This is a genomic window from Bacillus sp. 05T22, from assembly GCF_056396765.1.
Window position 1 is genome coordinate 1 of sequence record NZ_JBFTMC010000124.1, and the last position, 11,855, is coordinate 11,855.

The 11,855-nt window shown below is 35.4% G+C and carries 12 protein-coding genes; 2 read left to right on the forward strand and 10 right to left on the reverse strand.

What is annotated here, in order from left to right; translation table 11 throughout:
- Window positions 1-234: 234 nt before the first annotated feature.
- From AC1DIT_RS24145 to murQ, 9 genes are all read right to left on the reverse strand, one after another.
- Entirely contained in the window at window positions 235-1,104 is an 870-nt protein-coding gene (locus AC1DIT_RS24145) for a MurR/RpiR family transcriptional regulator (RefSeq protein WP_016112871.1), read from the reverse strand.
- A 25-nt stretch (window positions 1,105-1,129) separates the two neighbouring features.
- Window positions 1,130-2,026, reverse strand: coding sequence for an N-acetylglucosamine kinase (locus tag AC1DIT_RS24150; protein ID WP_016112870.1), 897 nt, complete (start codon window positions 2,024-2,026; stop codon window positions 1,130-1,132).
- Window positions 2,027-2,235: 209 nt separating this feature from the next.
- Window positions 2,236-3,318, reverse strand: coding sequence for a DUF871 domain-containing protein (locus tag AC1DIT_RS24155; protein ID WP_016112869.1), 1,083 nt, complete (start codon window positions 3,316-3,318; stop codon window positions 2,236-2,238).
- 33 nt (window positions 3,319-3,351) lie between these two features.
- Complete coding sequence (locus AC1DIT_RS24160; protein ID WP_016132318.1) at window positions 3,352-3,681, reverse strand: PTS lactose/cellobiose transporter subunit IIA; 330 nt, start codon at window positions 3,679-3,681, stop codon at window positions 3,352-3,354.
- A gap of 116 nt (window positions 3,682-3,797) precedes the next feature.
- Entirely contained in the window at window positions 3,798-5,120 is a 1,323-nt protein-coding gene (locus AC1DIT_RS24165) for a 6-phospho-beta-glucosidase (RefSeq protein ID WP_016112867.1), read from the reverse strand.
- A 39-nt stretch (window positions 5,121-5,159) separates the two neighbouring features.
- On the reverse strand, window positions 5,160-5,444 hold the full coding sequence (locus AC1DIT_RS24170) for a hypothetical protein (protein WP_016132511.1): 285 nt from the start codon (window positions 5,442-5,444) through the stop codon (window positions 5,160-5,162).
- A 73-nt stretch (window positions 5,445-5,517) separates the two neighbouring features.
- Window positions 5,518-6,807, reverse strand: a complete 1,290-nt coding sequence (locus tag AC1DIT_RS24175; RefSeq protein ID WP_016132510.1) for a PTS sugar transporter subunit IIC — start codon at window positions 6,805-6,807, stop codon at window positions 5,518-5,520.
- A 239-nt stretch (window positions 6,808-7,046) separates the two neighbouring features.
- On the reverse strand, window positions 7,047-7,358 hold the full coding sequence (locus AC1DIT_RS24180) for a PTS sugar transporter subunit IIB (protein WP_016112864.1): 312 nt from the start codon (window positions 7,356-7,358) through the stop codon (window positions 7,047-7,049).
- A gap of 36 nt (window positions 7,359-7,394) precedes the next feature.
- A complete protein-coding gene (gene murQ, locus AC1DIT_RS24185) occupies window positions 7,395-8,288 on the reverse strand; it encodes an N-acetylmuramic acid 6-phosphate etherase (protein ID WP_255255002.1) in 894 nt (297 codons plus the stop codon).
- A gap of 378 nt (window positions 8,289-8,666) precedes the next feature.
- Between murQ and anmK the strand changes: the two genes are divergently transcribed.
- Window positions 8,667-9,839, forward strand: coding sequence for an anhydro-N-acetylmuramic acid kinase AnmK (anmK, locus tag AC1DIT_RS24190; RefSeq protein WP_016112862.1), 1,173 nt, complete (start codon window positions 8,667-8,669; stop codon window positions 9,837-9,839).
- 242 nt (window positions 9,840-10,081) lie between these two features.
- On the opposite strand, the gene AC1DIT_RS24195 is transcribed toward anmK, so the two are convergent.
- Entirely contained in the window at window positions 10,082-11,188 is a 1,107-nt protein-coding gene (locus tag AC1DIT_RS24195) for a M20 peptidase aminoacylase family protein (protein ID WP_476998459.1), read from the reverse strand.
- A gap of 237 nt (window positions 11,189-11,425) precedes the next feature.
- On the opposite strand from AC1DIT_RS24195, the gene AC1DIT_RS24200 reads away from it, so the two are divergent.
- The coding region (locus tag AC1DIT_RS24200; RefSeq protein WP_476998460.1) for a mandelate racemase/muconate lactonizing enzyme family protein at window positions 11,426-11,855 on the forward strand (430 nt) is incomplete at its 3' end.

Genomic DNA, 11,855 nt, shown 5'->3' on the forward strand with positions numbered 1-11,855 from the left:
CCTTTTTCATCTCAATCACTTTCCACTTTATTTCTTCTGGGTAATGTACTCTTTCTTTCAAATGAAAAACACCTCCGTTGAATTTGCATACTTAGTATGCGAATTCAGGAGGTGTTTTTTTCATGTACCACTATTCGGGTTCACTTCAAATAGACATAGGCTCTTTAAGTAGCAGTTCAATAACTAAGCAGCGAAAATCACAGGTAAATAATTTGTACTGAGATTTATTACGCTTTATATCTTAGAAGGATTTTTTCCTGTGAATCTTAATACCGATTCTCTTGAACGTTCAATTTCTTTAATATTTTCATCATAATATTTTGATGCATATGCATAAAAGATAATGTCAATCGTCAGAAATTGTGCAAATAACGAACTAGTTGCTGCACTACGAAATTTTGCCTCTGGTGCACGAACATGTTGCAAAGACATATCGACTTTGTTAGTTAATCTATTATTACCAAATCGCGATAACCCAATTGTTTGAATACCAGATGCTTTAGCAATATCAACAAGTTGCAGTACTTCTTCAGTTTCTCCACTATTAGATATACTGAAAAAAACACAATTTTTTGTTGATGCAGCAAGTGCTGTCGCCATGATATGTGCGTCTTGATTTGCACTTACAATCTTTCCTAAACGTAACCATTTATGAGTAATATCTTCTGCAACAAGCCATGAAGCTCCTAATCCATAGGCATAAATAACATCAGCATTTCTCATAGTTTCAACAATTTGATTAAGAATAACTTCATCTAAATAAATCGCTGTTTCTTGTATCGCTTGTACAGAGTTGGAAACTATTTTTTCTTTAATTTCCGCTATTGTTTCATTTGGTTCAATATCATAAAAACCTTTCTTCTCTGGTTGTGAGATATACGATGATAGAGATACCTTTAACTCCGAAAAACTAGCAACTTCAATAGAACGGCAAAGTCTAGTGACCGCCGAACTACTCGCATTAGCATGCGCAGCTAATTCATGTATAGTCATTCTAATCACTTCTTGAGGATTATCTAAAATATATTGTGCTATTTTCCCTTCAGATTTTGGTAATTGATGTAACAAACTTTCAATTTTTAACAATATATTTACAACATGCATATTGAATTGCTCCCTTAACTTTTAATTAACTCATATATTTCAGAGCTAAGTAATACCCCCCTAATGTAGATGATACATCTTCTAAAATAAATTGGACTTCCGGTTTTTCTTGTTTAATATTTTCAATAAAGGAGGTTTGTACAGACGGTATATTAATTAATATACCCCCTTTAATAGCAATTGTAACATTGTTATCAAAATTTAGTTTCCTCCAAACAGCAAGCGTAGTCTTGGCAAGGTGATGGCCCGCTTGCTTGAGAATATTCTCTGCAAAATTATCACTTGCTTTTGCTTGTTGAACGATTATTGGAACAAATGACGCGATCTCCGCTTTAGTTGAGGAATAAATAAATGTTTTTAATTCTAGTACACTCTGATAACCAAGTTTTGTTAGTATCAACTTAGTTAGGTCACTATAATTTCCACCCTCATCTTCCTCTTGCGTCATTTTAATAAAAATCTGCATAGCAATCCAATAGCCACTTCCTTCATCTCCAAGAATATGTCCCCAACCACCTGCTAATTTTTCAATACCATTATGAATTCCAATACTAACAGAACCAGTTCCTGAAATTGTTAAAATACCATCTTTCCCTTTTAGTAAAGCAGCGTGTGCAATAATTCCATCATTTACAATCGTAAACGGAATATTAAACGCCTCAGAAAGAGCATCTTTTATACCTTTTGTATTTTTAACCCCTCCATACCCAGCCAACCCTAGGCACATATACTGGCATTCTTCCTTTTTTAAAGGAACTAAGCATTGTTCAATCGCATCAATAATATTATGAATAGCTTGTTTTTCATCTAAAAGTAAATTCCCGTACCCTGCTTTACCTTCACTTATTTTTTCACCATTTAAATTATAAGCTACCGCTTCCGTTTTAGTACCTCCACCGTCTACTCCAATAATATAACTCATATAGGTTCCTCCTTTTGTATAAAGTGAAAATTTAATTAACCCTCACTAATCGGACTTTTACGGGCATCCTATCACCACCTACCTTCTTTGCTATTGTTGAATTTTGAGGTGAGGATCTTACTGCTCGTAAATAACAAGATAAATAAAAAGGGAAGGATCGTTCTGTCCCTTCCCTTTCCCTTACTTTGAGGTTGTTCTCGATAAAATTACTAAATTGAAAATTGGAATTTCTCCCAAGGATTGAGATAATCAAGGAGAAAAATTTCTTCTTCAACTATCCGGCCAACCACATTCGTTTTACCTGAATTCTCCATGTCTTTCAACGCAATCTGTAATTCACCTTTGTATTGTCCATAGAGCTCATTCTCAATTAAAATGTCTCCTCTTCTAATATCAGGGGTATAGGTTGGTTTAAATTCTTCTCGTTTATATTTTACACGTGATTGAGTCGAGCGAATAAGGTATTCAGAAACGTCTCCACGATAAAAATGAAATTCTTCCAGCACAATCTTTTTCTCTAACTCTGTAATTGTGTCATATAGTTCTATATTAAACGTTAGCAATTCACTGTTTAATGTACTCAGGGCTTCTAATTCAATCTCTGATGCATATGCGTTAGCAATAATCACATCATCGATTACTCTAGTTGCAAATAAGTGTTTGGCTTGCGTTACAATTGGTAATTCACGATGCATTTCTAATGTACATAAACCTTCTGTTACTGACCAAGGTCCGTAAGTTGCTGCGTGTGAACTAATGAACGCTGCTGTACGAATATTATGGTGTTTAAATTGCTCACAGCATTTTAGAAAATGAGCATAGCTTAACCCCGCATAACGATGAGGATAGAAATTATGTGAGCCTACTAAATTCTCTTTATTAGGCTTATAAGCAATGAGATTATCTAAATAATGCGTTGCATTACTTATATTAATTTCAATTTTCAAATTATAAGGATTATATGTCATGATGGACTCTTCATTTCCTGTAAACCCCATATCTAGACGGATTCCGTACGCTCCTAAATCAGCAAAGAATGATAAGTCATTATAGGAAATATCTAAATCTCCAAATACACGAGGAGAGATATCAACCATTACTTCCATACCTAATTGATTTGCAAATGCAATTGTTTCTTTAAATTCCCTCATAATTTGTTCTTTATCACCTTCTACTGACAACAAGCAAGTAAAGATTTTTTTAAATCCATATTTGTGTGCAAGTGCAATATACTCCATATCTTTTTCTAAAGTTGAATGTTCTGGATAAATGGAGATACCTAATTTTCTCATCTTTACATCACCTTTACCTTCCTACATCCCCAATTATTGTTGTGGCGCCAGTTTTTTTATGATACGAATCATATGTTCAATCAATTTTTGTTCGCTTATCGCGGTCATTAAGTGATCTTGAGCATGAATCATTAGCAATGTTTTTTCACTTGGAATTCCGTTCAATTCAGCTTGAATTAACTTTGTTTGTGTCTTATGAGCCAAGCTAAGTTCTTCTGCAGCTTGGTTAATAAGATCCGTTGCCCTTTCAAAGTCAAATTCCTCTGCAGCTGTTAATGCTTCATAAGCTAAACCTCTTGCATTTCCACCATGAGAAATAATTTCAAAAATTTCCATTTCATTATTATTGATTTCCGTTGACATATCATAACACTCCAAATCGTAGTAAAGTATGGGCATGACATTCTCTAACTGAATTTATGTTTCAGAGAATCTCAGGTCTCAATTTTTCTTTAATGTTAAATTTATTATTCTCCTAATCATCTAAAAAAATGAGGCAAATACTCTTTATGGGCTTCTAATAGTTTCTGTAATACAGCTTCAGCCAAATCATCACTTGGAATAAGTGGATTAATCGTTAAAGCTAATAAAGCCTTATCATAAGAACCCGTTACTGCTGCCTCAGCACCTACTCTTTCAAATGATTTGATTTGCTGAATTAATCCTTGAACTTGAACTGGCAATTTCCCCATTGTCATAGGAACCGGTCCATTTTTTGTCACAATACAACTTACTTCAACCGCTGAATCATAATCGATCTCATTAATTGCGCCTTTGTTTTGGATATTTAATACTTGAATGTCTTTTTTGTCATTATAGATAGAAGAAATAACATTACATGCTGCATCACTGTAGTATGCACCACCCCGCTTCTCTAATTGTGGAGGTTTAATGTCTAGTTTTTCATCTTTATACAAATCAAACAGATCTTCTTCTAGTTTCTTGACAATTTCAGCACGCGTTCTCCCTGATTTAAATGCTTCTAATTCTTCATCTAAAATATCTTTTGTTTTGTAATAATAACGATGATACGGGCAAGGTACTACACCTAATGATTTCAAAAATCTTGGATTCCAAGGAAGTGGGGCAATATTCTTCATTGTCATTTGTATCTCTGGATTTCCTAGCATTTCAAGCACTTTCTCTGTTACTTCTTGATCATCAACATATACGTGTATTCCGAATACCATATGGTTTAGTCCAGCGAAATCAATGTGTACCCTCTCCATTTCAACACCTAACATTTTTGAAATAGACATGTGCATATTAAACGGTACATTACATACACCGATTACTTTTTTATGCTTGCTGTAACGAAGAAGGGCTTCTGTTACCATTCCAGCTGGATTTGTAAAGTTAATTAACCATGCATTTGGGCAAAGTTTTTGCATTTCTTCTGCGATTTCTAGAAGAACGGGAATCGTTCGTAACGCTTTAAATAAGCCTCCTGCACCATTTGTTTCTTGCCCAATTAACCCTAGTTGCAAAGGAATACGCTCGTCTTTAATTCGGGCGTCTAGTAAACCAACTCTCATCTGCGTTGTCACAAAATCAGCATCCTGTAAAGCTTGACGACGATCTAGCGTCAAATGAATTTCCATAGGAACTCCTGCTTTTTCTACCATTCTTCTTGCTAGATTTCCTACAATCTCAAGCTTTTCTCTTCCTGCCTCAATATCCACTAGCCAAAGTTCTCTAACTGGTAACTCATCATAACGTTTAATAAAGCCTTCAATTAATTCTGGCGTGTAACTAGATCCACCACCAATTGTGGCAATTTTTATTCCGTTTCGCTTTCCCATTTCACTAACACCTCATTTTAGATAACTTACTTTTTTCATTTACGCATAAACAATTGGGTAACAAATCAGTGCACTCGCTACTAATAGAGACAAGAACAAAATTAATGCTTGTTTCTTGTTTTTAAACTTACCTTCAACAAAAATAAGAACAAGAGTTAACCCTGCGCTGATTGCAAAGATATTATCTAGGTACAGTGACAAACGTTTATCTACTCCAACTGCATTCATTAAAGGATTAAAGATAAGATTAAAAACAAGAATAAAACTAAAAAATAGAAACGCACTTTTGTAACTAAAAAAGTGAATTCTGGATGTTGAATTCATTTTTATCTCCCTTCTCTCTTTTATATGAAAGGAAGTTTGGAGCAATTAGTCCCAACCCCCCTTTCATATATTTTTATAAGGCTACGTTTGTGCCCTCTGTTGTTTCTGTTGGACTTTCTTGTGCTAAAAGCTTTTGATCATACATTTTAAAGAATGGTAGATAAACAAGAACTGAAATCGTAATATTAACTAACACAAGAATAATTGCTCTCCAATCGCCACCTGTCGACAGATAGGCACCTATTGGAGCTGGTAATGTCCATGGAACCATTACATATGTTGGATTTACTAATCCGATTGACGTTGCGATATATGCAACTGTTGCACCAATTAATGGTGTCACGATAAATGGAATAATTAAAATTGGGTTTAGCACAATTGGCATCCCAAAAATAACAGGTTCATTGATGTTAAATATACTTGGAACAATTGTTGCTCTCGCCATCGTCTTACTATAAGTAGATCTTGCTGTTAATAACATCGCAATTACTAATCCTAATGTTGCACCAGATCCACCAATCCAAATAAACCATTGAAAGAATGTTTCAGGAGCTACGTGAGGGATTGCCGTACCAGCTGCAACTGCCGATGAATTATTAGCTAAGTAAACTTCCCAAACTGGACGAGCAACAGCACCTACAACTGATACACCATGAATACCGAATGACCAGAAAAATGTTATTAAAAAGACTGGAATTAATACGCCTGGTAATGTATCCCCTGCTTTAATAAGTGGTGCAACAGCTTTATCAACAAGTGAATGTAGATCAACACCTGCAACTACTGTAATTAATGTCATAATAAAGAGTACCATTGTAACTGGTATTAACGCTTCAAATGAACGAGATACGGACGTTGGAACAGAATCTGGCATTTTTATTGTAATATTTTTAGTCTTACATAAACGTATCATTTCAACCGAAAATATAGAAACAATCATCGCTACAAAGAGCCCATGTCCACCAAGGTTTGTCATTGGCAATACAAAACCTATATCTTTCACCATTTTTACGCCTATTGTGAATAAGAAGGCAGCTACCGATAATAATCCCCCTGATAAAGGGTCTAACTTATAGCTTTGAGACAGACTATGACCTATTCCGAAAGTAATATATAGGGTCATAATAAACATTGTTAATCGATAAGGTATTAAAATCTCCGCGATATGTTTTGCTGCCCATTGACCTATTGCGGAATCTGCTGCTACGGGTGGGAAAGCAATGATAAGAAATATGCTCCCAAAGATGATGAATGGCAAAGCAGAAACTACACCATCACGTATTGCACGTAAATGTTTCTGCTCAGACAATTTAGCCATAGGTGTCGATAAATTATTTTCTAAAAAAGCTACAAATTTGTTCATTTGTATTTTCCCCTTTAGATTGATTAGTAGTTAAGATTTCTTGCTAGATTATGTTTTTACTATTCACAAACGAATAAAGTGAAACTTCCATCAGTTGTTTTTTCTCATCCCCCAATGATGGTTAGTCCGCACCAATCGGGATTTTACGGGTAGGTAATCTCCCACCTATCTTCCTCGTTCCTCTCTGATTCTTGAGGCAGGAGTCTTACTACCCACGAATAACAAGATAAATAACAACTTTAATTTGATTGTCTTATTTCATTAATTAAATTTAATAGAGCAGGTCCACCAAGGGGACTATATGATTGAGCAGGAATCATTAAACATGGGACTCCGGCTTCATCTGCAGAAGCTTTAAAACCATCAAATCGATGTTTTACTTGTGGGGCAACCATAGCAACGTCCCAACCGTTTCGAACCTCTGAATCAAATTCTTGCGTACCAACAGCTAATACTTCTAAATTTTGACCATGCTTTTCCCCTTCTTTTTTCAACGCATTTACAACAATCGCACTCGACATTCCACCTGAACATACAAATAATACTTTCATTTTTACTCCCCCTCATAATATTTTTATATAGAAGCTTTAAATTGCTTTTCTTATAAATCCCTCTGCTGCGTTTAAGCGTTCTACGGCTTCTTCATAAGAAACATTTGTTAAAATCATAACAATGGCAACCTTAGGTTGATTATTTGCTTTTACTAAGTATTTTTCTGCCACTTCATAGCTGCATTCAGTGGCATCCATAATAATACGTTTTGCACGTTCAACCAACTTTTCATTTGTTAACTGCAAATCTACCATTAAATTCCCATAAACTTTTCCAATCCCAACCATTGAAGCTGTTGAGAGCATGTTACATACTAATTTTTGAGCAGTTCCAGCTTTTAAGCGGGTAGATCCCGTAAGTACTTCAGCTCCATTTACAACTTCAATGGCAATTGCAGCAATTTTTCCAATCTCTGATTCCCTATTGCAACTTATCGCTACTGTGCCTGCCCCAAGTTGATTTGCATAATTTAACCCTGCAATAACATAAGGTGTACGTCCACTGGCAGCAATACCTACTACAACATCGTTACTCGTTAATTGGATTTTCTCTAAATCTTGACGACCTAATGTAAAACTATCCTCTGCTCCCTCAACCGCCTTAATAAATGCACTTTCTCCACCTGCGATTAAACCTACTACTTTACTAGGATCAGTATTAAACGTTGGCGGACATTCTACAGCATCCAACAATCCAATGCGCCCACTTGTTCCCGCGCCCATATAGATTAATCTACCGCCGCGTTTCATCGCCGCAACAATCATCTCTACAGCTTTTGCAATTTGAGGAAGTTCTTTTTGAACACAATAAGCAACTTTCATATCTTCTTCATTCATCACCTCCAATAAATTAAGCGTTTTCATTTCATCTAAAAATACAGTCTTTTCATTACGACCTTCCGTTGTTAAATGTTCTAGCATATAAATCATCCTTCTATCATTCGTAATCTAAAAGCTTCCTTTGAAATCGCTTTCTTCAACAAAACTATAGCACTATTAAAAATAAATTTCAATAATTAAAAATAATTTTAAAATAAAATTTCAAAAAATCTACACAATTAGAAAACTAGCGAGTATAATAACTAATTGTCAGCGCTTACATTTTTTTTATAAACTAAAAAGATAAGAAAAGGATGTATACCATTGAGTACAGAAAGCGTTCCCCAAAAAAGTAGGTTCATTGGCAATGTCAATTTTTTAGGTGAATCACTACTACTTCCACCTAAAGTTTCATCATGGTTTTATAAGAATCGACATTGCTGCTTAGCAAGGAATTAAAAAAATCTATGTAAAGTAGGTGTTATGATAATGTACATTGTTGGATTAATGTCTGGAACATCATTGGATGGTATTGATGCTGTGCTTGTACGTGTGAATAATAGCAAACGAAACACCGAGTTAGAAATGATTGAATTGATAACACATCCTTTTTCAAAAGATGTTAAAGAAGAAATTATACAGTCATTGTCTGTAGATACATCTAATGTGCAGCTAATTTGTAGTTTAAACTTTAAACTAGGAAAATTATTTGCAGATGCTACCAAGGAAGTTTGCAAAAAAGCTGGATTTCCTTTAGAGCAGTTGGATCTTATAGGATCTCATGGACAAACGATTTACCATCAGCCCTTGCAAGAACAAAACTTGGTCCCCTCAACTCTGCAAATTGGAGAACCTTCGGTAATTGCTTACGAAACAAATACAACCGTAATATCTAATTTTCGTACTATGGACATAGCAGCAGGTGGACAGGGTGCTCCTTTGGTACCTTATACTGAATATATTCTTTACCGGAGTGAAACAAAGGGCAGGTTGTTACAAAACATCGGGGGCATCGGAAATGTAACTGTTTTACCTAAGCAATCTTCACTAGATGACATGTATGCCTTTGATACAGGACCTGGAAATATGATTATTGATGAGGTATGTCGCCAATTGTTTAACATAGGATACGATGAAAGTGGTAATTTAGCTAAACAAGGGAAAATAAATGAACAGCTCTTATCATACTGCATAAATCATCCTTATATTATGAGCCCTCCTCCCAAAACAACAGGCAGAGAATTGTTTGGTAAGCAATATGTTGAAAAACTATTAGATAAGTTCAATAATCTTTCAAGCCACGATATAGTAGCAACTGTAACAATGTTTACAGCGAAATCTATTGTAGAGAACTATCGCAAATTTATCCTTCCACAAGTTAAAATCGATGAAGTCATTATTGGAGGCGGTGGCAGCTATAATAAAACATTACTAAAAATGATTCAATCACTACTCGGGGAGTCAATTCAAATTTACACCCAAGAGGAATTAGGATACTCTTCGGAGGCTAAAGAGGCTATAGCGTTTGCTCTTCTTGCAAATGAAACCTACCATGGTAACGCAAGTAACGTTCCAAATGCTACAGGTGCAAAAAACGCTGTCGTTCTTGGGAACGTATCCTTCCCAACATCAGATCATTGGATTAAGATAAGAAATTCTTAAGAAGAAAGTAAAGGTTTCATCAGCTGATGATTAACTCTAACCAATCGGGTTATTCCTACCTCTCTATTGAGGTAGGAATAGCTCGATAAAGTAAGGGAATTATCATGTTCAAAAAGCTTTCTACTAGGGATACCGAGAACTATTTGTGTTAGTTTGTATCTCTATCTATTGAAATTCTACTCTCCAACAAAGAAAAAGAATCAATTATGAAATTGATTCAAATATAAAAAATAAGAACAATACTAGTTTAAAGCTTTCAACACAGTTTGCTTCATTATTTCTACTCCATCGATTATACAAGCGTGATCAAACTTCATATAAGGGTGGTGTAATCCGGGCTTTAAATTTGCCCCTAATCCTAACATAGCAGCTTTTAAATGCGGCCTTTTGACCGTATAGTAATGAAAATCATCACTTCCTGTAGTAAAAAGTGGTGGTGTGCATCCATCTTCTCCGTATATTTCAAGAATTCCTTTCCGCATGAGTTGTTCTGCCTCTTCCGATACCTCTGCCCCAGGTGCAATATCAACCCATTCGTAAGAAATCTTCGTTCCCATTGATTCAGCTGATTGAATGACATGTTCTATCTTGTTCGTTAACTCTTCTAACAATACATTACTCTCTGCCCTTACATCTAAACCGAATTGCCCATTTCCTGGAATGATATTCAAATTATCTCCACCAGCTTGGCATTTCGTCATTTTGACAGAGTATGATTTTTGCGGTGAGAGCCAGATGTTTTTTAATCCGATATTAATCATAGAAATAACATCAATTGCGTTCACACCTTGATGTGGTCGTGCCCCATGCGCATCATCCCCGTGTATATTCGCTTCTAAAAATCCCGCTGTCCCATGCYGAATAGATGGTGCTGCTTTTTTTAAAGGTAATTCTTCAATTGGTCGTAAATGAACACCGAATAAGAAATCAGCGTCGTCAACAGCACCCTTCTCCACCATCTTTAAAGCACCATTTCCTTTTTCTTCTGCAGGCTGGAAAATAAATCTAATTGTTCCGCTTTCCCAACTGGCATTTTTTAATTGTAAAATAAGCCCCATCGCAATCGTCATATGAGCATCGTGACCGCAGGAATGATTCGCTTTGAACTTCCCATCTACCTCTTGCCACAATGCATCCATATCAGCACGAATCGCGATAACCGGTTTTCCATTCCCCATTTCTGCTATAACTCCAGGACAATCATCAAATACTTTATAGGAAGTCCCTTCTTTTTCTAGAAATTTAGTAATATAAGCCGTTGTATTATATTCTTTCCAACTTACTTCAGGATTCTCATGTAAATACTGAAAAATTCCGTTTAAACGATCTTGAAGCCCTATTGTTTTCAAATTCTCTTTCCCCTTCCTAAATTAGAAGCAGTTTGTTCAATTATAAAAAATCCTATTTCGAAAAACATATTGAATATTCATACAAATGTCAAGAGATTGTCCCTTCATTTCTTTTGAAATATAATAAGGTAATTAAGATCAGAATTCTGAAAATTCTTTTTAAAAATTGCTCGTCATTAATCTAATTAAGAATATATGCAACTTTACATTTATGATACAAAGGACGTGGATTATACAATGAAAATTACAGCAATCCATCTCTACGCAATTCGTTTACCACTACGCGATCCATTTATTATTAGCTACGGTACTTATTATGATATGCCTTCTATCATTGTAAAAATCGAAACAGATGAAGGTATTGTCGGTTACGGTGAAGGAGTGGCCGATGATCACGTTACAGGCGAAACATGGGAAAGTACCCTTCAAGTTTTAAAACATACATTAGCTCCTGCCTTGCTAGGTGTGAATCCAATGAATATAGAGAAGATACATGACATCATGAATCAAACTATTTATGGTGTTCCTACCGCAAAAGCTGCGATTGATATTGCTTGTTTTGATGTAATAGGAAAAAAGTTAAGTCAGCCTGTTTATCAATTGATTGGTGGCCGTTACCATGAAGAGTTTCCAATTACTCATGTTTTAAGTATGGCCTCCCCAGGAG